The 21,097-nt window shown below is 41.4% G+C and carries 16 protein-coding genes; 11 read left to right on the forward strand and 5 right to left on the reverse strand.

Translation table 11 applies throughout. The features are described 5' to 3' along the window. Positions 1-4: 4 nt before the first annotated feature. The 3 genes from ACZ8ZH_RS11420 to ACZ8ZH_RS11430 all read left to right on the forward strand — a co-directional run bounded on the left by ACZ8ZH_RS11420 (position 5) and on the right by ACZ8ZH_RS11430 (position 2,665). Positions 5-1,732, forward strand: a complete 1,728-nt coding sequence (locus ACZ8ZH_RS11420; RefSeq protein ID WP_119063664.1) for a PepSY-associated TM helix domain-containing protein — start codon at positions 5-7, stop codon at positions 1,730-1,732. Then, complete coding sequence (locus tag ACZ8ZH_RS11425) at positions 1,729-2,067, forward strand: DUF3325 domain-containing protein (RefSeq protein ID WP_119063665.1); 339 nt, start codon at positions 1,729-1,731, stop codon at positions 2,065-2,067. Before ACZ8ZH_RS11420 ends, ACZ8ZH_RS11425 begins: the two co-directional genes overlap by 4 nt. Before the next feature lie 79 nt (positions 2,068-2,146). Beyond that, a complete protein-coding gene (locus ACZ8ZH_RS11430) occupies positions 2,147-2,665 on the forward strand; it encodes a tetratricopeptide repeat protein (protein WP_162900265.1) in 519 nt (172 codons plus the stop codon). Positions 2,666-2,701: 36 nt separating this feature from the next. On the opposite strand, the gene ACZ8ZH_RS11435 is transcribed toward ACZ8ZH_RS11430, so the two are convergent. Together ACZ8ZH_RS11435 and ACZ8ZH_RS11440 are read right to left on the reverse strand one after the other, a co-directional pair. Then, positions 2,702-3,655: a DUF4424 family protein gene (locus ACZ8ZH_RS11435; protein ID WP_119063667.1), complete on the reverse strand. Its 954-nt coding sequence runs from the start codon at positions 3,653-3,655 to the stop codon at positions 2,702-2,704. A 21-nt stretch (positions 3,656-3,676) separates the two neighbouring features. Next, the gene (locus ACZ8ZH_RS11440; protein WP_119063668.1) at positions 3,677-4,210 is read right to left on the reverse strand and encodes a cysteine peptidase family C39 domain-containing protein; all 534 of its coding nucleotides are present in this window, start codon (positions 4,208-4,210) and stop codon (positions 3,677-3,679) included. 221 nt (positions 4,211-4,431) lie between these two features. On the opposite strand from ACZ8ZH_RS11440, the gene ahcY reads away from it, so the two are divergent. The 6 genes from ahcY (at position 4,432) to ACZ8ZH_RS11470 (ending at position 14,378) form a co-directional block, all read left to right on the forward strand. Then, positions 4,432-5,814 (forward strand): adenosylhomocysteinase, encoded by a 1,383-nt coding sequence (gene ahcY / locus ACZ8ZH_RS11445; protein WP_119063669.1) that lies wholly within the window; start codon positions 4,432-4,434, stop codon positions 5,812-5,814. Positions 5,815-5,998: 184 nt separating this feature from the next. Further along, on the forward strand, positions 5,999-6,835 hold the full coding sequence (metF, locus tag ACZ8ZH_RS11450; protein WP_119063670.1) for a methylenetetrahydrofolate reductase [NAD(P)H]: 837 nt from the start codon (positions 5,999-6,001) through the stop codon (positions 6,833-6,835). Positions 6,836-6,875: 40 nt separating this feature from the next. Continuing rightward, positions 6,876-7,610, forward strand: coding sequence for a 16S rRNA (uracil(1498)-N(3))-methyltransferase (locus tag ACZ8ZH_RS11455; RefSeq protein ID WP_110974551.1), 735 nt, complete (start codon positions 6,876-6,878; stop codon positions 7,608-7,610). Between the two features lie 164 nt (positions 7,611-7,774). Next, positions 7,775-10,651 carry a bifunctional diguanylate cyclase/phosphodiesterase gene (locus tag ACZ8ZH_RS11460; RefSeq protein ID WP_119063671.1) on the forward strand — a complete coding sequence of 959 codons (2,877 nt, stop codon included), beginning with the start codon at positions 7,775-7,777 and terminating at the stop codon, positions 10,649-10,651. 140 nt (positions 10,652-10,791) lie between these two features. After that, complete coding sequence (locus tag ACZ8ZH_RS11465; protein WP_086208872.1) at positions 10,792-13,071, forward strand: NADP-dependent malic enzyme; 2,280 nt, start codon at positions 10,792-10,794, stop codon at positions 13,069-13,071. Between the two features lie 83 nt (positions 13,072-13,154). Continuing rightward, positions 13,155-14,378 carry a multifunctional CCA addition/repair protein gene (locus tag ACZ8ZH_RS11470; RefSeq protein WP_119063672.1) on the forward strand — a complete coding sequence of 408 codons (1,224 nt, stop codon included), beginning with the start codon at positions 13,155-13,157 and terminating at the stop codon, positions 14,376-14,378. 55 nt (positions 14,379-14,433) lie between these two features. Here ACZ8ZH_RS11470 and epmA read toward each other — a convergent pair whose 3' ends face one another. Together epmA and ACZ8ZH_RS11480 are read right to left on the reverse strand one after the other, a co-directional pair. Next, positions 14,434-15,417 carry an EF-P lysine aminoacylase EpmA gene (epmA, locus tag ACZ8ZH_RS11475; RefSeq protein ID WP_119063673.1) on the reverse strand — a complete coding sequence of 328 codons (984 nt, stop codon included), beginning with the start codon at positions 15,415-15,417 and terminating at the stop codon, positions 14,434-14,436. Next, a complete protein-coding gene (locus tag ACZ8ZH_RS11480; RefSeq protein ID WP_119063674.1) occupies positions 15,414-16,481 on the reverse strand; it encodes a 4-phosphoerythronate dehydrogenase in 1,068 nt (355 codons plus the stop codon). The genes epmA and ACZ8ZH_RS11480 overlap by 4 nt, the downstream gene beginning before the upstream one ends. A 339-nt stretch (positions 16,482-16,820) precedes the next feature. Between ACZ8ZH_RS11480 and ACZ8ZH_RS11485 the strand changes: the two genes are divergently transcribed. Together ACZ8ZH_RS11485 and ACZ8ZH_RS11490 are read left to right on the forward strand one after the other, a co-directional pair. Continuing rightward, positions 16,821-18,086, forward strand: coding sequence for an anaerobic sulfatase maturase (locus tag ACZ8ZH_RS11485; RefSeq protein WP_110974546.1), 1,266 nt, complete (start codon positions 16,821-16,823; stop codon positions 18,084-18,086). Between the two features lie 132 nt (positions 18,087-18,218). Beyond that, entirely contained in the window at positions 18,219-19,754 is a 1,536-nt protein-coding gene (locus tag ACZ8ZH_RS11490; RefSeq protein ID WP_119063675.1) for an arylsulfatase, read from the forward strand. A gap of 115 nt (positions 19,755-19,869) precedes the next feature. On the opposite strand, the gene ACZ8ZH_RS11495 is transcribed toward ACZ8ZH_RS11490, so the two are convergent. Further along, the gene (locus tag ACZ8ZH_RS11495) at positions 19,870-21,039 is read right to left on the reverse strand and encodes an OmpP1/FadL family transporter (RefSeq protein ID WP_119063676.1); all 1,170 of its coding nucleotides are present in this window, start codon (positions 21,037-21,039) and stop codon (positions 19,870-19,872) included. Positions 21,040-21,097 lie beyond the last annotated feature (58 nt).

The following is a 21,097-nucleotide window of genomic DNA, read 5'->3' on the forward strand; positions in this document are numbered from 1 at the left end:
TTCAATGCGTGTTGATCAAAAAGCGGAAGGACCGCGCCAATCCATGTCATGGTTGCATACATGGGCCAGTCTCATTTTAGGGTGGCTGCTGTATGCAATTTTTGTGACTGGAACACTCAGTTTTTTCCAAAATGAAATTTCTACTTGGATGAAACCCGAAACCCATCAATCTATCCCTGCGCAGTCTCAAGTGCAACAAATGCAGGTCGCGCTCAACTATTTACAAAAAAACCACCCTGATGCAGGCAGTTGGAACATTCAACTACCCAACTCACGGCAAACTACGACTGAAGTAACTATTCGTGCCGTTGGCGAAGACCCGAAAGCACGTCGTGGTGGGACACGGATCACCTTAGACAGTGCAACTGGTGAAGTGATTGAACCACGGGATACACGTGGTGGTGGGTTCCTGTACCGTTTCCATTTTGAATTATACGGTTTACCGCGTCTGTGGACACGTTGGTTGGTCGGGATTGCCACCATGTTCATGTTGGTTGCAATTGTTAGCGGTATCATCACCCATAAAAAAATCTTTAAGGACTTCTTTACCTTTCGCTCAGGCAAAGGTCAGCGTTCATGGCTGGATGCACACAACGCAACCGCTGTTTTTGCATTGCCTTTTCACTTAATGATTACTTTTAGTGGCTTACTACTGCTCATGTTTATGTTCATGCCTTGGGGAATTAACCAAGCGTATGAAAATAGACAACAGTTCTTACGTGACCAACAGGCCAGCATGATTGAGCAGCCCCAAAAAGCTGAAGATCAGCAGCGCGAAGGTCGAGGTCAACGCGAAGGCGAAAGAGCGGATCGTGGAGAGCGCGGACAGCAACGTGGTGAACATGCTCAAGGTCGTGGTGGGGAACGTCCACAACCCGAACTCCGCCCTGCGCCACTGACGGACCTAGCGCCGATTATGGTGACAGTACAACAGCAGTGGAAAGACAATCCAATTGCTTCGATTAACATTATTTCACCCAATACAGACCAAGCCAAAATTGAGTTCCGTGCCTTGCGTGCTGAAAGTGTCGCGCATCGCAATGTCTATGCAACACTCAACTACAATGGGGTCACGGGTCAAGATGAAACGGATAAAAATATACGGATAAAAAACCCATCTATTCCAAGTGGTATCTATAACGTGGTCACCGTCTTACACGAAGCTCGCGGCGTCGACTTAGCTCTTCGTTGGTTGCTATTCTGTTCGGGCATTTTAGGCACGCTCATGGTCGCTACAGGTCTGATTCTTTGGTGTGTAAAACGCGCGCCCCAACAGCAAAAACAAGGCTATAAATCGTTTGGCTTCCGACTGGTTGAAGTCCTGAATATTGCAGCCATCATTGGTTTACCTTTGGCGTGTGCGGCATATTTTTATGCTAACCGCTTCATTCCTGCAGATGTAGAAATGCGCCTGAACTGGGAGATCCGTAGCTTCTTTACGGTATGGTTACTCACACTAATTTATGCCATTTTCCGTACCCACCGCCAAGCATGGTTAGACTTACTTTTACTGGCAACACTCGCTTTCGCACTGTTACCAGTGGTCAACTTTATGACAGGTGGTCAGGCTTTGTGGAACAGCATTGCGCAGGATCAGTGGATGATTGCATCGGTTGACCTAGCCATGTGGATAATGGCAGTGATCTTCTATTTCGCTTATAACAAAGTTAAAAAGCATCAAGGTTTGCCGAATAAAAAAGTGAAAGCACTTGTTCAGGAGGCCGAAGCATGATTTGGTTTCTAATGATATGGGCTTTAGCAACCCTAGGTTTTTTTGCTCTTGCCAGCAGTATGTCTAAGCATCAAAAGCAAATCTTTAACAAAGAACTGACACTTCAGCAAACCCGCTTAGCAACCACTATAGGTTGGTTACTCCTCATTGTTTCTTTGTTCATTTGCTTAACGCAAGGACATTGGAGCACTGAAATCAGTTATTGGGTTGGCGTGATTAGCTTCGCGGCGTTGTTTGTTGGACTTTGCTTGAGTTATTTTGAGCAAAAAATTAGGAATATCGCTGTTTCAGTTTTACTCTTATTTATATTCAGTCTAACTTTGCATCTGATCTAAGCCTAAAAGCCAATCTTCGGATTGGCTTTTTCACTTGAAAGCATTAGGCTATCCACAGTTTAAATCTTTGGTTATCTGTATGCCTAAATCTCCTAAAATTCCTGCTGAATTGGTCAACCTTGCAACAACGGGCAATAGTGACGCTCAATTTGAACTTGCTGAACTGTATATGCAAAGTGAAAATGAAGATGACATTACCCTTGCAGAAGAATGGGCGCTCAAAGCAGCAGCATTAGGTCATGTAGAAGCCATGTATTGGCTCGGTGAAGGTTATTCTTTTTATGCCAAAGAACTTCGTGAAGAAGACCCAAGCGAAGCAGAAACCTACTTTGGACATGCACATCACTGGTTAAAACAAGCTGCTGAACTGAAACACCCTACTGCAATATTAGAGTTGGCTGGTTTTTACCGTCGAGGCGATGTGGTTGAAAAAGATGTCACTAAGTCAATTGAGCTGGTACAACAAGCGGCGGAACTGGGTGAGGCTCAAGCCATGCGTGATTTGGCTTTCATTTATGAAAATGCACTAGGTATTGATGCGGATGAGGAAAAAGCCAAATACTGGCACGACAAGGCGGATGCCACAGAGCAAGAATAAAAGCAAAAGCCCATCCTTTGATGGGCTTTTTACTACTTAAAACTTACGCACAAAAATAATATCTAAATCCTGCTTAGGCACAAAATTCTTTTCTGTCATTTGAAATTGTGTCGAACTGATCTTTTTCACCTGACCATTCCAACAAAATGAAACCAACTCATTGGGATCACGCTTAATCGTCAGCTTAAAGCTTTGAATGGGTTTCGCCCAATTTGCGCCCGTTTTTAAGATATAACCCAACGCCTGATAAGGTGCATATTGTGATTTGGCTTTTTTCAAACCCGCTTTGAAGCTTTGATCCATACAATAAGTCTTTTCATCCTCTTCAGGATATAAAGAGACCGAACCACCGACCAATGGCGCATATTCATGCTGAATACGGGTCATGCTGTTCGCTTTAAAATTTTGTTTCCAGCTATAAATAACCTGAGACTGCCAGCGAATGAGATCTTCATCTTGAATTTTTAGTAGTTTTTGCACTCTTGGATTTTTACAAGTTTGAATTTTTTGCTGAATAGAAGTACTTATATCGGCATTTTCACCTTTCCACGGCTGTATCAACTCTTGCTGCGTGAGACTACAAGCCATAAGCTCATTCGTTACATCGGCTTGAAAGTCTCCATCATGAACATATTCTTGTTCATTACTCGGTAAAAAAGCCCGTACATGTACCTGAGGCTGGATAGGCTGACCATTAACTTGAATTTTAAAACTATCAATTAAACCTGTGGCGTCAGCATAATCATAGTCCACGTAATTTTGAACTTTCGGTAAGGGAAATAAAATAGTCTCATTTACCAAATGTTTACCTAAATTTTTAAACTCATAATCGACAGTGATTCGCTTTTTACTGATAAATAAGTTTTCACTATACATTTGAATATCTTTATTTTTCAGATATTGCACACCGCCTGTTGCGACAAAACCCGTACTGTCATTCGCACTCACGTGCATAGACATAAATACGAATAACCCTATTATTTTTTTCATTTTAATCTTCTTTTTTAAGGTTTAATGTTCTGCATGAGTCTCAAAGTTTGCATTCTCGATAATGATCACCTGACGACAAATGCCTTCAGCTTTTCGCTGTTGTTCAAAGACAGATGCAGGCATCGCCTCAAAACTGTCAAAGAAACAGATTTCTTGTTCATCTATAGAATAAACCAGTGAATGGTTTCCGACGCCTTCTAAAGTATCGTAATACACAATAATAAAGTTATTCTGTTCAAACGCCTGCTGAATGTGTTGATAATTGACTGCAGGCGAAATAGGTAAATTTAACTGTTCAGCTTCGGCATAACTCAGTTTTTCTTGTTCTTGAAGATCAGGATCTGCATCGGTATAGAAATGCACATTGAAACCAAACTTTTTTAAGCCTACAGCCAAGCCTATCGTTGTGGTGCCAAACGTTGCATCATAAGCACAGACATCAATCAATTGTTCAATCTCTGCATCTATACCTAAATGTTGCAGCATCATCCATACTGCATAGATACCGCCATTGGCTTCAAGGTTCATTAAGGACTCAGGGATATTCACGGTCATAACACAATTCAAAAAAGATGATTGTGTTGATAATAAACAAAACATCGTTGGAACTAAATCAATTTCCAAGTACAATACTTCGCTAGTCGAGGGATGCTGCGACTTTTTCACAGGTACATAAATGTGAAATCGCTAGGCTCGACGATCCGGTTCAAATCCCTTTTGAATCAACAACGGCATCCGCGAACTGAATGATCAATTTTTTATATTAGGAGATCGTGATGAACGCGGTTACTGCTTCATTTACAGATTACAAAGTTGCTGATATTTCACTCGCTGACTACGGCCGTAAAGAAATCAAACTTGCTGAAGCAGAAATGCCAGCACTTATGGGCCTACGTAAGCGTTATGCTGCTGCAAAACCACTTGCTGGCGCAAAAGTCCTTGGTTGTATCCACATGACCATTCAAACTGCGGTTCTTATTGAAACTCTAGTTGAATTAGGTGCAGAAGTTCGTTGGACATCTTGTAATATCTTCTCTACTCAAGACCATGCTGCTGCGGCAATTGCGGCTTCTGGTGTTCCAGTATTTGCTTGGAAAGGCGAAACTGAAGAAGAATATGTATGGTGTTTAGAACAACAAATCAATGTGAATGGTACGCCTTGGGATGCCAACATGATTTTGGATGATGGCGGTGACTTAACTGCTCTTATTCATGAAAAATATCCAAATGTATTGGCTAAAATTCACGGTATTACTGAAGAAACCACCACAGGTGTTCAACGTCTACTTGAAATGTGGAAAGACGGTTCTCTTAAAGTTCCTGCGATCAACGTCAACGATTCAGTAACGAAATCTAAAAACGACAACAAATACGGTTGCCGCCACTCACTAAACGATGCGATTAAGCGTGGTACAGATATGCTTTTATCTGGCCGTCGTGCACTTGTCATCGGTTACGGTGACGTAGGTAAAGGTTCTGCTCAATCTCTTCGTCAAGAAGGCATGATTGTACGTGTAACTGAAGTTGACCCAATCTGTGCAATGCAAGCATGCATGGATGGCTTTGAGGTTGTTGCTCCGTACAAAAACGGCGTTCAAACGAGTAAAAAAGAAGACATCAATCTTGACCTTCTTCAAAACACTGACTTGATCGTAACGACAACGGGTAACTACCACGTATGTGACGCGGCAATGTTAGATACATTAAAAGCAGGCGCAGTAGTGTGTAACATCGGTCACTTTGATACTGAAATCGACACCAACTACTTACGTGGTTACAAATGGGTTGAAGTGAAGCCACAAGTACACCAAGTATATCGTTCTGAAAATGACAGTGATTACCTAATCCTGCTTTCTGAAGGTCGTCTTGTGAACTTGGGTAATGCAACAGGTCACCCATCACGTGTCATGGATGGTTCTTTTGCCAACCAAGTCTTAGGTCAAATGCACTTATTCGCGGAAAAATTTGCGGATCTTGCAGAAGATCAAAAACAAGCAGCAATCCGTGTAGAACTCCTTCCTAAGAAATTAGATGAAGAAGTTGCTGCGGCAATGGTTGCAGGTTTTGGCGGTGTGTTAACAACTTTGACTCAAGTACAAGCAGATTACTTAGGTGTTCAAGTTGAAGGCCCATTCAAATCAGACGCTTATAAATACTAAGTTTTATATTTCCCCTCATCCTAGCCTTCTCCCAATGAGAGAAGGGACTTTTCATTATTAATTCAATTTATAGTGAAAGTCCCCTTCTCCTGTAAAGCGAGTTTTAAGCACTGCTTTAAAGCTACGCGCAAGAGTGGGCTAGGAAGAGGTCTAAATAAAAAGCATTTATAAAAAGGATTTGAACATGTCGAAACACATTCCTATTTCTTTTGAGTTTTTCCCGACCAAAACGGATGCGGGCGCAGAGAAGCTCAAAGTCGTACATCAAGAACTACAACTCTTAAATCCAGAGTTTTTCTCAATTACTTATGGTGCAGGCGGTTCAACTCGTGAACGTACCTTAGCAGCCATTGCTGAATTTAATGGTAAAGGCACACCTGTTGCCCCTCACCTGTCTTGTATTGGTGATGACAAAGCACGTATTGCTGAGTTACTCGACATTTATAAAGATCAAGGTATTGACCGTATTGTCGCGTTGCGCGGTGACTTGCCTTCAGGTCAAGTTGGCCTAGGCGAATTGCCTTATGCTACGGATTTGGTACGTTTTATCCGTGAACATTCGGGCGATCATTTCAAAATTGAGGTTGCTGCGTATCCTGAAATGCACCCTCAAGCAGATAGCTTTGACCAAGACATTCAACGCTTTTGCGACAAAGCCAATGCTGGTGCGAATGCCGCACTGACTCAGTTCTTCTTTAATCCAGATGCCTACTTCTACTTTGTAGATCGCATTCAAAAAGAAGGGGTGAATATTCCTGTAGCACCAGGCATTATGCCAATTATCAATGCCAGCAACTTAATTCGCTTTGCAGATGGTACAGGCGCTGAGATTCCACGTTGGATTCGCAAGCAACTGGCAACCTATGGTGACGATACCGCAAGCATTAAAGCATTTGGTCATGAAGTGGTTGTAAAACTATGTGAACGCTTAATTGCTGGTGGTGCACCAAGTTTGCATTTCTACACCATGAACACCACTGATCCTACCCGTCAACTTGTACTAGACCTCGGTTTAGCATAAGGATTTAAACCAGATTCACCCTATTTGAGAGTAAAACCGAATGCCTCGTTTTTTTATGGAAGCAGAACTCAATGTTGATCACACTGTCGAACTGACTGAAACGGTGTTTCATCATTGGGTCAAAGTTTTACGCGCTCAAGTCGGTGAAACGGCTACCTTATTTAATGGACAAGGTGGCGAGTATGAAGTGACCTTAAGTGACGTTGCCAAAAAGTCAGCCTCAGTTCAGGTCACTGCTTTCAACCCAACCAATCGCACACCTGCGTTCAAAACTTTACTCGGTCAAGTCATGAGTAAAGGTGACCGTATGGACTATGTCATTCAAAAAGCGGTTGAATTGGGCGTTTCGGAGATTCAACTCTTAACATCTGAACGTTGCGAAATGCGTTTGAAATATGATCGTGACCAAAAGAAGATTGATCATTGGCAAGGTATTGCCATAGCGGCTTGTGAACAATGTGGCATGAACCTTGTTCCCACTATTCATGCTCCGGTCGGCTTAGAAAAATGGCTCGCGACAGAGTTACCAACAACTCGACTTGTGCTTGCACCAAACAAAGAAGAACTCGACGTTTTGGCAGAAGCGACCCCGAACATTGCGTTACTGATTGGCCCTGAAGGTGGTTTAAGTGAGGCTGAAATTACGACAGCCAATGACCACGGATTTATAAACTGGTGTATAGGCGAACGGGTGTTACGTACAGAGACTGCGCCAGTTGTCGCTTTAGCGATTCTAAATTACAAATTTAGTGATTTAAATCACATAAACGGTTGAGTCATCCTTTAGTTCTGTTAATATATTGCTTATTATGTACAACAATATTACCCTTGACTTATATCAAAACATAACTTGAGTTTATTTTTGTACTGTGTTTTTTAACTTGAAAAACTCACAACTGAACATTTTTAGGTCATAAAAAAAATAAGGTTTCGCGATTCATGCCAGATATTTCTACAGAAAATCTTGATCGGCACTTGCAGACTGCGCAGATATCGCACTCCATTAGCCATATTCGTTTTCTTATTAGTAGCTTACTGATTCTTAATTTTTATATTTTCTGTACATATCACTATAATTTTTCTCAAGATTCTTTTTATTTTAACCTTTGGTTTTTCATTTCTGAGTTTATTTTGAGTATTTTATGGGTGATTAGCACAGTCTATTTCAAGCCAAGTAACTATTCAACTCATCCTGCACATCGTTGGATTCAAGGTGTTTGCTTAACCGTCGGCTGTCTAGTTGCGACTGGTGTTGTATGTATTTATTATTATCTACCCCAACAATCAGGTGATTTTAGTTTTGTTGACGCATTGGTTTTATCTGCACTTTTGGTCATTGTTACACAAACAGTCTGCCTAACCTATTTAACCCAGCGAATTAATTATTTCTGTCTAGTCTTTATTCCATCAATTACGCCCTATATCTTCTCTCAATTCATTTACTTTGATAACAATCACAATATTTTTCACCTTACCGTCAATTTTATTTTGATTGTGATATTACTCTGTGCCAATGCAACAAATCGTATCAATCAGCATTCCTCGCGCCTCTCTATTAAAAACCGCGAACTGAAAAAAGAAGCTGAAATGCAAGTGGCATGGACCGATGATCTTTGTAAACAATTACAAACTGAAGTGAATAAATCCAAGGAAATAGAGCAACAACTGCAACTGAATAATCAGTTACTGGAACAAAAAGTACGTGAACGTACTTTTGACATAAATGAAATCAATAAAGATTTAAAAAACAAACAAGAAAACCTTTCTCTTGCACATAAAATCGCAGGTATTCGCCCTTGGGATTGGAATATTAAAGATCGTTCGATTTCACTAACCAATCACAAACAAGAAAAAGTCGTTAAAAACTCCACAGAACATCAAAACCAACTACAGTTTTTGATTCATCCAGATGACATTACATTATTTAAGTCGTCTATGAAAAGTCATTTACGGGGTCATTCAGATCGTTATGAAGCCACTTACCGTGTGCAACATAACAATGGGAAATGGTATTGGGTACATGACACTGGTCGTGTCATTTCCCGAGATCCTATGACACAAAAGCCTTTACAAATGGTGGGTATTCGACGTGATATTCAACATGAAAAAAGTAATCAGGAACGTTTACGACTCGCAGCAAGCGTACTTGAACAAGCAGAACAAGGTATTTTCATTCTTGATGAAGACCTGCGTTATATCGACGTAAACCCATTCTTTGAGCGTCTCACTGGGTTTAATGCCGCGCACATAAATGGTAAACATCTATTTGATATTGTGGCCAACTATAAGTCACATCAACGCACCACTCACAACCAAATCATTGCTCAGCTTTTGAAAAAAGGTGAATACGATGGTGAACTAGACGAAAAGTTTCTTTCAGGCAAAGAACTGTGTATTTGGATGCATCTGAATGCCATCACTGATGATCAAGATCGTGTGACCCATTATATTGGGATTGTGTCTGATTTAACTGAGCGTAAACTGCAAGAACAACGCCTTTCTTATTTAGAAAACTACGACACATTAACGGACTTACCTAACCGTTTTTATTATAACTATCAACTGCATCAGTATCTCGTCTCTCAAAAAGACAGTATTAAACAACTGGCAATTATTCGTCTCAATATTGACCGTTTCCGACCATTGAATGAGTTTTTAAGCAACAATGGTGGAGATGAATTACTCCGTCAAGTTGCACAACGCCTTCGTTTAACCAATGCAGAAGCTCTAGTTGTTGCTCACTTAAACGGCGATGATTTTGCTATTGTCTATGAAATTTCACATATTCGGCCATCTATTCAACAGCATATTGAGCGAATTCATAAAGCGTTTAGCTTACCTTTTGACATCTTTGGTCAGGAACATATCATTACGCTTTCAATGGGAATTTCTCAATACCCTGAACACGGTCGTCAACTTGACTACTTAAATAACTGTGCAGAACAAGCATTGACCGAGGCAAAACGCCTTGGTGGCAATACAACCAAGTTTTATACTTTGAGTAATACCGTTGCTTTAGAAGAAGGGATTTATTTAGAACGTGATTTAAGGCTGGCAATACAAAACAATGAGTTAGTGGTCTATTATCAACCAAAAATCAATTTTCACGATCAAAAAATTTATGGTTTTGAAGCGCTAGTACGTTGGAATCATCCATCCAAAGGTATAGTTCCCCCTGGACTGTTCATTCCTATGGCGGAAAAAACCAGTCTGATTTCGGATATTGGGCGCATTGTCATCCTACAAACCGCAAAACAGATTCAAGAATGGAATAAACTTGGTTTCGAGGACATTTGTGTCTCTGTCAATGTGGTTGCACAACAGTTACAACGTGGTCAACTCCTCAAAGATTTGGATGAGGCACTTCACCTTTATGGAATCAAAGGCAGTAGCCTAGAGTTAGAAATAACCGAGTCCACCTTAGTAGAAAACTCTGTTGAAGTTAAAAATTTACTTGAGACCATCAAATCACGTGGCATCCACATTTCTTTGGATGATTTCGGTACTGGCTATTCATCCCTGTCCTATCTGACCGACTTCCCAATCGACACTTTAAAAATTGATCGCACATTTATTTCAAAAATTGGGCACAGCAAACAAGAAGCGATTGTCAGTGCCATGATTGCAATGGGGAAAGCCATGGGCATGACTGTCGTCGCTGAAGGTATCGAAACTGAGCAGCAACTAAACTACTTACAAAACCTTGAATGCGATATCGCTCAAGGTTACTTATTTTCCAAACCACTTGCCCAGCGTGACGCAACTCAGTATCTCAAAGATAACCTCGAACTGCCCGCTTATACATACTTAATATAAATCAGGTGGTTTTAGCTCTAAGTTTGACTTAAAAAGCATCAGCTATCACTGGGATATGCCAGCAACTAATGGTATATTCGGTCTTGTCTACTAAAAAACCACCAGCTCCGCTGGCTAACCCACGCTACAAAGAGATTCAGATGGACGATCAATCATTAAAACAGCAAGCTTTGTATTATCACGAATTTCCAACTCCAGGGAAAATCAGCGTTACACCAAGCAAGCAGCTGGTCAACCAACGTGACTTAGCTTTAGCTTATTCACCAGGTGTTGCTGCACCATGTTTAGAGATTGAACGCGACCCGTCTACTGCTGCGCTTTACACAGCGCGTGGTAACTTAGTTGCTGTGGTCAGTAACGGTACAGCCGTACTTGGCCTAGGCAACATTGGTCCTTTAGCGTCTAAACCTGTTATGGAAGGTAAAGGCGTACTGTTTAAGAAATTTGCTGGTGTTGACGTTTTTGACATCGAAATTGCAGAAAATGATCCTGACAAAATCGTGGACATTGTTGCTGCATTAGAACCGACTTTTGGCGGTATTAACCTTGAAGATATCAAGGCGCCAGAGTGTTTCTATATCGAGCAAAAACTACGTGAACGCATGAATATTCCTGTGTTCCACGACGACCAACATGGTACTTCTATTATTGTTGGTTCTGCTTTGCTGAACGCTTTACAGTTAAATGGCAAAAAAATTGAGGAAATCAAGATCGTTGCTTCAGGCGCAGGCGCTGCTGCATTGTCTTGTTTAGATCTTCTTTGTGCAATTGGTGCGAAGAAAGAAAATATTATTGTAGCTGACTCTCGCGGTCTGCTTACCACTAAGCGTGAAGGCTTAGACGAGTCTAAAAAGCGTTATGTACAAGACATCGACGGCACTCAACTGGCTGACGTGATTGCAGACGCAGACATGTTCCTTGGGTTATCTGCTGCAGGTATCTTAACCAAAGAAATGGTTAAGCTCATGGCAAAAGATCCAATTATCTTTGCACTTGCAAACCCAGATCCAGAAATTCTACCTGAACATGCTCACGAAGTTCGTGATGATGTCATCATGGCAACAGGTCGTTCAGACTATCCAAACCAAGTAAATAACGCACTTTGCTTCCCTTACATTTTCCGTGGTGCCCTTGATGTAGGTGCAACGACGATTAATGAAGAGATGAAAATCGCGTGTGTATATGCGATTGCGCGTATGGCACACATTGAAGCAGATGCGGCATCTTATGGTGAAAAATCAGCATCATTTGGTCGTGACTACCTTATTCCACGTCCACTCGATCAACGTCTGATTTTGGAAATTGCACCAGCTGTTGCACAAGCAGCAATGGACTCTGGTGTGGCTGATCGCCCAATTCAAGACTTCTCTGCTTACCGTCAACGTCTGTCTGAGTTTGTTTATAACTCTGCGTTCATGATGAAGCCTATTTTTGCTCAGGCAAAATCTGACCCAAAACGTATTGCTTATGCAGAAGGTGAAGACCTACGTGTACTTCGTGCAGTACAAATTGCGGTTGATGAAGATCTTGCAAAACCAATTTTAGTCGGTCGTACGGCAGTTATTGAAGCGAACATCAAAAAGTTAGGCTTACGTCTTGAACATGGTGTGAACATCACGATTGTGGATCAAGAAAAAAATCCTGACTACGAACTGTTTGCAGATGACTACTACACACTCATGCAGCGTAAAGGTGTAACACCTGAATATGCGCAACGTGAAGCACGTCGTCGTTCAACCTTGATCGCGTCGATGTTGGTGAAACATGGTAAAGCAGACGGTATGTTATGTGGTACATATTCAAGCTACGACATTCACTTAGATTTCGTTAAAAACATCATTGGTAAAAAAGAAGGTCATAACTCTTTCTTTACACTAAATGCTTTAATGCTTGAAGACCGTAACCTGTTCATTGCTGACACTTACATCAATCGTAATCCAACGGCTGAACAGCTGGCTGAAATGACTATTTTAGCTGCTGAAGAAGTGCGCCGTTTTGGCATGACACCACGTGTTGCGCTACTTTCTCACTCAAGCTTCGGTTCAGATCAAACGGATGCAAGCGCACAAAAAATGCGTAAAGTGTTTGAGATTTTAACGCAAATTGCGCCAGAACTTGAAGTTGAAGGTGAAATGCATGCAGACGCAGCATTGGATGAAAACATCCGTAGCTTTGCATACTCAAACTCACGCTTCAAAGGTTCTGCGAACCTACTGATCATGCCGAACTTGGATGCAGCCAACATTTCATTTAACCTGTTAAAAGCAACTTCAGGCAATAATGTTACTATTGGTCCTATCCTATTAGGTGCAGCTAAACCAGTTCATATTTTGACACCGACAGCAACAACACGTCGTTTGGTCAACATGACAGCGCTGACTGTAGCCGAAGTTCAAGAAGCTGAGAAAAACGCTATCTAATCACTTGTTGAGATAGTCTCGTCTTGTGACTTGAGAAAACCTCTATTCTGTAGCATGATGGCTGCAAGAATAGAGGTTTTTTCATGCAAGTTTATTTAGTAGGTGGTGCGGTCCGAGATCAGCTTCTGGGTCATCCCTATCACGAAAAAGATTATGTAGTTGTCGGTGCAACGCCTGAACAACTGCTTGCCCAAGGTTTCCAACCTGTAGGTAAAGATTTTCCTGTTTTTTTACATCCTGAAACCAAAGATGAATATGCGCTTGCCCGTACTGAACGTAAGTCAGGACAGGGATATCATGGCTTTGAGTTTTATACCGATAGTTCCGTCACCCTAGAACAAGATTTAATTCGACGCGACCTTACCATTAATGCCATCGCTATGGATGATGACGGCACACTATATGACCCCTATGGCGGTCAGCGAGACCTAGAACGACGTATTTTACGGCATGTTTCCGATGCTTTTGTAGAAGACCCACTGCGCGTCCTACGCATTGCTCGATTTGCGGCACGTTATAAAACCCTAGGATTTATAGTGGCAGAGGAAACGTTGGCACTGATGCAACAACTCGCAAACTCGGGCGAACTTGAGGCGCTAACACCTGAACGCGTTTGGAAAGAAACCTCCCGCGCCCTAATGGAAGATCATGCTGATGAATACTTTGAAGTGCTACGTCGCTGTGGTGCTTTAAAAGTACTTTTTCCAGAAATCGAGGCACTTTACGGTATTCCGCAGCGCCCTGAATATCACCCTGAAATTGACTGTGGCATCCACACCATGATGTCATTACAACAGGCGTGCCGCGCCAACTATGCACTAGATGTTCGTTTTGCTGTTCTCGTACATGACTTAGGTAAAGCCTTAACACCTGTAGATGAGTTACCACGTCATATCATGCATGAAGAACGTGGAGTTAAACCTGTGACTGAAGTGTGCGAGCGTCTAAAAGTCCCAACACAGATGAAACAACTTGCAATTACGGTCTGCAAAGAACATTTGAAATGTCATCAAGCCCTCACCTTAAAACCAGGGACTTTATGGCGCTTACTGCAACGCTTAGATGTATTGCGTCGTCCTGAACGGGTTGAAGCCTTTGTGCAGGCCTGTGAATGCGACTCACGTGGTCGTTTAGGACTTGAAGATCGTGAATACCCGCAGTCTCAATATGTTTTAAAAGCGATGGAGGTTGTGCGAAATATTAAAGCTCAAGATCTGCCTGCAGATATCCAAGGCCCTGATATTGGTGAAATGCTGATTGAACGTCGCATACATGCCATTGGCGTGCTGAAAACTCAATACAGTTGAATCTTTATAAACAAAAAAATAAAGCGCCCTATTTGGCGCTTTATTTTCATTTCACTTAAGAAATGGATGCGGGAAAAGTAATTACTTTTTCCAACTGCATCTGTTCAGTTGCAACCATTAATAAACGATCCACACCTAAAGCAATACCTGCACATGCGGTCATTTGAGGCAAAGCAGCCAATAAAAATTCATCAATCGGCATCACATGTAAACCTAACTTTTCCCGTTCTGCGTTATCAGCTGCAAAGCGTGAACGTAACACGTCAGCATCAATCAACTCATCATAAGCATTGGCGAGCTCTAAACCCTCGATGTACAACTCAAAACGTGCTGCAACTAGCTCACCGTCTTCATCTGTTTTGGTTTTGGCAAGTGAAGCAAGTTCTGGCGGAAAGTCAGTTAAAAATACTGGGGTATCAAAACCTAAGCTTGGCTCTACAAAATGCGAAAAGAGTAAATCAATATAACCCAATCGGTCATCACCCAAGTCCAAATTTAAACCCACGCGATTGCAGCAGTCTTTTAGCTCTTTCAAACTAGCTAGCAGTGGGTTCAAATCCAAACGATCCATAAATGCATGTTTATAGCTTAAAATGGTTGGACGAACTTCACCAAAACGCTGCTTTAATGTGACATTCAATAAATCGGTCACTTCAAACATCAAATCCTTCAAACTAAAATTCGGTCTGTACCATTCCAACATGGTAAATTCACTATTGTGTTTTCGTCCATGTTCATCATCACGGAAAACCTTACAGACTTGATAAATCGGCCCACAGCCACTGGCGAGTAAGCGCTTCATCGCAAACTCAGGGGAGGTTTGTAAATAATGCGTTTGCTGCGAGCCCTGTACATGACGCTGCGCTTGAATGGAAGCCAAATGTACATCCGTCACACCAGCCTGAGATAATATAGGGGTTTCAACCTCAAGTACTTCTCGTTCAGCAAAAAACTGACGAATTTGGCTGTACATTTGCGCGCGAGCACGCATGGCTTTTAAATCACAGGTTGGCTGATAGTGGATCACGTCCTGACTCATGCCTTTGGCCCCCCATGTGCAGCCCATTCACGGCGTAATGGATAAGTCTTTCTTAAATGGTCAAAGGCTTTCTGGTCAACCATTCCCTCTTTTAAACAAGCACGTAAAGCGTGGTCATCTCGTAAAATTGGATAGATTTCATTTAAATGCTGTTGCAGTGCAGATTTCAAATCTTGCCTTTCAAAATACTGAGCACACACAGGCAACTGCGACTCGAAACTTTTATGTGCTTCAAACTGAAAGGTTTTACAAAAGGCCTCATAGATCATTTGTGTACCACGCGCTTTGCCTTCTAAGCTATAACCTGCAATGTGTGGCGTCACTAGACTCACAGCGTTCAATACTTGTTCAGAAATCACAGGCTCATACTCAAAGACATCTAATACCACTTTACGCTGTGTTTTTTCGATGTCTGCCAATAAAGCTTGCTCTTCAACAACAGATCCACGCGAAGAGTTGATTAGGATCGCCGTAGGCTTCATTGCAGCTAAAGCATCAGTATTAATTAAATGATGTGTCGGGTGCTGCCCTGCTTTCGTGAGTGGAACATGCAATGAAATGGCATCGGCAGTGTTTAATAGCGTATTTAAATCGACCTGCTGAATCACATCTTGCTGTACAAAAGGATCATAGCCGATCACATTCCAACCCAATAGTTTGGCCATATAGGCTAAGCGAGAACCGACATTTCCTAGGCCAATAATCCCCAAAGTAAAACGTTCATTAGCATCTATAAAAGCTGGGTTCAAATGCAGTAAAGCGGTAATCACATATTCAGCCACCGCCTGTGCATTACAGCCCGCAGCATTTGCCCAGTGGATATTCTGTTTTTCAAGGGCTTCAATATCTAAATGGTCTGTGCCAATCGTTGCACTACCGACATATTCAAGCGCTGTATTATCAATTAAAGCTGGATTAACTTGTGTCACAGAGCGAACCAATAATGCCTTCGCTTCTACAACATCGGCATGGGTCAAAGTACGCCCTGCTTTCTGTTCGACTTCACCAAATTCAGCAAAAAAATAATCGGTAAATGCGAGATTTTCATCTGCCACGATTTTCATAATCTATTCCAACGCTTTGTTAGCGCTATGATACCCCTTGAGTGAGTACAACACTATGTTGCCTTATCGTTCATTAAGTTAAAAACCTAAATATTCCACACTTATTTTTAAAAAATAAAAGACATAATAGTTTTATGGAATTGCCTTTTTCATTTATTCTCTATTAGAATAAGTAAAATAACTATTCAGCATGAATGATTAAAAAATTCACTCAGTATATTGAACGATAAAGTGCCATGCTGCATAAGCCTATGCATTGCATCTTTAAGTATTGATTGAGAATAAACGATTAAGATAAAAACAATATTTAACTAAAAACGATAAGGGGACTTAAACGCCATGCAGCGAATTCCAACTCTAAATGAATCCCCACCACTTAAAACGGCCCAACTGATGGGAAAAGTTTACCGATATCATGTCATGATCAAACCTTCGGGTGCGCAGTGTAATTTAGACTGTAGTTATTGCTTCTATTTACATAAGCAAGACATGCTACATCAACCTAAAACACCCCGCATGACAGAGTCTCTTCTTGAACTGCACATTAAACAATACATCGAGTCTCAAACCGCAGATGAAGTTGTGTTTAGTTGGCAAGGGGGTGAGCCTACTCTTATGGGTTTGGAGTTTTTTGAACGAGTGGTTGAGCTACAACGAAAATATCAAAAAGCCAATCAACGTATCGAAAATGACTTACAAACCAATGGCACTTTACTCGATGAAGACTGGTGTGCATTTCTCAAACGGAATAATTTTTTAGTCGGTCTATCCATTGATGGCCCTGCCGAGTTTCATGATAAACATCGTTATAACAAAGGTGGAAAGCCGACCCATAGCAAAGTCATGCAGGCAGTGAAACTTCTGCATCTCTACCAAATTCCTTTCAATGCACTTTGTGTGGTCAACCGTGATAATGCAAAGCGTCCAATCGACGTATATCGTTTTCTCCGCGATCAAGTCCAACCTCGTATGATCCAGTTTATACCTGGGATGGAAAGTGCACAGTTTCAGCAAACAGCTCCAGGTTATTGGAATCCAGATGACTTACCCACTTTAGGCAGTTCTGCAACACAACCTGGGACAGCCGATTCCGTCGTTACAGACTGGTCTATTGCAGCCGATGATTGGGGTTACTTTCTTTCTCGGGTATGGGGAGAATGGTTACAAAAAGACTTTGGTAAGGTCTTTGTCGATCAATTTGAAAATATCGTTTCGATGATGTTTGGCTATGGTGCTCAAAAATGTGTATCAGGACAAATTTGTGGTAAAGCGCTAGCTATAGAACATAATGGTGACTTATTTTCCTGCGACCACTTTGTCTATCCTGAATATAAACTGGGAAATATTCAGGACTTTCATCAAGGTGATCTGGTCTTTTCTGAAAAGCAAAAACAGTTTTCTTTTTCAAAGTACAAATCCCTGCCTAAATATTGTACAAAATGTCCATATTTGCAGTATTGTTGGGGTGACTGCCCCAAAGATCGTTTTTTGAAAACACCTGATGGTGAAGCAGGCTTACATTACCTCTGCTCAGGTCTAAAAAAATTTTTTCACACCGCAACTTCATCTAAACATGATATTGCGAAACGCTTGCAATCACATTAAAAAAAATCCTTTTAACATAGCTATAAATTTTTATTTTTAGAACAACCGTAAAAACATCGCTAAGTTCGTTAAGGCGAACTGAGTGAAAAAAATCTCTATTGCTTCATAACAATCCTAACAAGGAGAAATAACATGCGGAAGAGTTTAATTGCACGCTCTGTTGCCTTAATTGGCGGAGCGTTGTTGTCTGCAACCACATTTGCAAAGCAACCTAATATTTTAGTCATTTGGGGCGACGATGTTGGGATGTGGAATTTAAGCACCTACCACCGTGGCATGATGGGCGGTACCACGCCTAATATTGATCGTATTGCCAAAGAAGGCATGACCTTCATGGATCATTATGCACAGGCATCCTCTACAGCTGGTCGGGCTGCTTTCATTACAGGGCAATACCCAATGCGTACAGGTTTGAGTACGGTCGGACTTCCAGGAGCAGTACAGGGACTAAAATCTAAAGATCCAACCATTGCCGAAATGCTGAAAGCCAAAGGTTATGTCACAGGACAATTTGGTAAAAATCACTTGGGTGATCGAGATGAACACTTACCCACTGTACATGGTTTCGATGAATTTTATGGAATTCTCTATCACCTAAATGCGGGTGAGTATGGTGAGCAACAAGACTATCCGAAAGATGAAGCAACACAACAAAAATTAGGCTTAAAAATGCGTGGTGTGATCCACTCTAAAGCTTTGGGTAATGGCAAACAACAAATTGAAGATTTAGGTCCATTTGGTATAGAACGCCAACGTAATCTTGATGAAGAAGTCTTGGTACAATCTAAGCGTTTTATCTCAGATGCAGTTAAACAAGATAAGCCGTTTTTTGTTTGGCACAACATGACACGAACACACTATAAAACCCACTTAAATAAGAAATATGATGGTAAAACCGGTTATGGTGTCTATGCCGATGGTGTTGCTGAAATGGATGATGGTGTCGGTGAACTTTTAAAGCTTCTTGATGACTTAAAAGTAAGCGGAGATACCATTGTGATGTTCTCAACCGATAATGGCGCAGCATCAAATTCGTGGCCAGATGGTGGTAACCAACCATTCCATGGTGAAAAAGGTGTAGGAGGATGGGAAGGTGGCTTCCGTGTTCCTTTAGTCGTCAAATGGCCTGGTCACATTGCTGCCAATGTATCAACTGGCGAATTTATGACCATGGAAGACTGGATGCCAACACTAATGTCTTGGGTGGGTGATAAGACGCTGAAAGAGGATTTATTAAAAGGTAAGCGTATTGGTGGGAAAAATTATAAAGTTCATTTAGATGGTTATGATCAAAGTGATCTTTTATTAAACCAAGGCAAAACTAAACGTAAAGATTTCTATTACTTTACGGAAACTACTTTCCATGGCATGCGTTATGGAGATTGGAAATTACTATTCACCAAACAAGATGGTTGGTTCCGCTCTACTCAAGAAGCAATGACCAGTCCATATATCATTAACCTGAAAATGGATCCATTTGAACGCTTCACCGAGGCGCGTGGTTATGATGAATGGGCTGAAAACAGAAGCTGGATTTTAGGTCCAGCTGGAGAGCAGATTGGAGAGTTTGTGAAAACCTTTAAAGACTTCCCGCCAAGTCAAAAGAGTATGTCTGTCCAAGTCGACCAAGTTGCAAGTATGATTGAAAATCAGCCTGCTGGACGTTAATTCAACTTAAGGTAAGCTAAAGAGAAAACCTCTACGATACTTTGTTCCAAAGAACAGAAAATCTGTAGGGGTTTTCTCTTTAAAACAACTAACGACTTACTATTACACTGTCAATTTATTTAGCAGAATAAGACAGCTTCATGCCTACGATATAACCTGTATTGTCTTTAAAATCACCCACTATACGACGGTCAGATGTTTCACCTTTGGCATCACCAAACCACATATAACGACCACCGACACTAAATGCGAGTTTTTCATTAAAGTTATATTTTGCTGCCAAACCCGCGCCCCAATATCCATCCACAGGCCCTAAAGTCGGAGCTGGATCACCCGCGCCTGAATCCCATAAACCAGAAACCACAATGGCAAGCTTCGGAGCCAAACGTTTCCCCAGCCCAATTTCAACTGCTGTTTGATCGTCAGAATAATCCACTAAAGGTAAACCTTTGCCCAAAGCAGCCACGGTCGATGCTTTTAAAATAGGTGGATAATAGGCAAAGTTACTCCACGGCACATAGCGTACTTTTGCAAACACAGCAGTGGTCATATTCAGTCCTGCTTGCATGTTTAAATTGACAGACTCAGGGGTAGTAATACTGCCTTGATTATAATGTGAATAATCCATACCCAATTTATCAGCCAATGGCACATCTTCCTGAATTGTTGTCTTATGCTCAATTTCAGAACGATAAGTAAGTGAGGCTAAAATGCCCTTTTCAGGCTTGGCATAGCTGAAACCAGCCACCCAACCAATAGCCATATCATCAAAGCTGTTGTTATAACCACTATTGGCAGCATAGGTTAAACCACGTAAATGTACATTAGCTTCAATCTCTTGCAGTGCAGGTCCAGCATAAATCATGACATTTTTATTCAGGTTATAGCCCAATAATGCAGTGATATTTTTCGATTGCACATCGACACGGGTTTTAGCATCTGTTGCTGGACGGTCTGTTGCAATGAAGTTATTTGTCCCATCAAACTTCACTTTCGCACCAAATGGTTCGTCATAAATGACCGCTAAACGTAAATTCGGGGTTAAATCTGTCTTTACTGCATAATTCAGAGATTGATAATCTTCCGCCATGTCAGAAAGAGAATGCCCACTTGAATCGTCACCTGTCACATCAGGTGAAATATGGGTGTAGCCTACTTCTGCATAAGTTCCCTGTTCAAAAAGCGCATCAATTTGTTGTGGGGAACGCTCTAAACCTGCGGCATAGGCTTGACTTGCCAATACAGACAATATTGCAGTTATGAGATACTTTTGATTCGATTTCATGTCTAATCCTTTAGTGAATATTTAAGCCAGTGACTACGTTTCATTCCGCTGAAAAGCA

The sequence above is a fragment of the Acinetobacter sp. SW-226 genome, from assembly GCF_055632855.1.

Coding starts and splice junctions, on each gene's coding strand:
- ACZ8ZH_RS11420 (WP_119063664.1), top strand. CDS start 5: ATGCGTGTTGATCAAAAAGCGGAAGGACCGCGCCAATCCATGTCATGG.
- ACZ8ZH_RS11425 (WP_119063665.1), top strand. CDS start 1,729: ATGATTTGGTTTCTAATGATATGGGCTTTAGCAACCCTAGGTTTTTTT.
- ACZ8ZH_RS11430 (WP_162900265.1), top strand. CDS start 2,147: ATGCCTAAATCTCCTAAAATTCCTGCTGAATTGGTCAACCTTGCAACA.
- ACZ8ZH_RS11435 (WP_119063667.1), bottom strand. CDS start 3,655: ATGAAAAAAATAATAGGGTTATTCGTATTTATGTCTATGCACGTGAGT.
- ACZ8ZH_RS11440 (WP_119063668.1), bottom strand. CDS start 4,210: ATGACCGTGAATATCCCTGAGTCCTTAATGAACCTTGAAGCCAATGGC.
- ahcY (WP_119063669.1), top strand. CDS start 4,432: ATGAACGCGGTTACTGCTTCATTTACAGATTACAAAGTTGCTGATATT.
- metF (WP_119063670.1), top strand. CDS start 5,999: ATGTCGAAACACATTCCTATTTCTTTTGAGTTTTTCCCGACCAAAACG.
- ACZ8ZH_RS11455 (WP_110974551.1), top strand. CDS start 6,876: ATGCCTCGTTTTTTTATGGAAGCAGAACTCAATGTTGATCACACTGTC.
- ACZ8ZH_RS11460 (WP_119063671.1), top strand. CDS start 7,775: ATGCCAGATATTTCTACAGAAAATCTTGATCGGCACTTGCAGACTGCG.
- ACZ8ZH_RS11465 (WP_086208872.1), top strand. CDS start 10,792: ATGGACGATCAATCATTAAAACAGCAAGCTTTGTATTATCACGAATTT.
- ACZ8ZH_RS11470 (WP_119063672.1), top strand. CDS start 13,155: ATGCAAGTTTATTTAGTAGGTGGTGCGGTCCGAGATCAGCTTCTGGGT.
- epmA (WP_119063673.1), bottom strand. CDS start 15,417: ATGAGTCAGGACGTGATCCACTATCAGCCAACCTGTGATTTAAAAGCC.
- ACZ8ZH_RS11480 (WP_119063674.1), bottom strand. CDS start 16,481: ATGAAAATCGTGGCAGATGAAAATCTCGCATTTACCGATTATTTTTTT.
- ACZ8ZH_RS11485 (WP_110974546.1), top strand. CDS start 16,821: ATGCAGCGAATTCCAACTCTAAATGAATCCCCACCACTTAAAACGGCC.
- ACZ8ZH_RS11490 (WP_119063675.1), top strand. CDS start 18,219: ATGCGGAAGAGTTTAATTGCACGCTCTGTTGCCTTAATTGGCGGAGCG.
- ACZ8ZH_RS11495 (WP_119063676.1), bottom strand. CDS start 21,039: ATGAAATCGAATCAAAAGTATCTCATAACTGCAATATTGTCTGTATTG.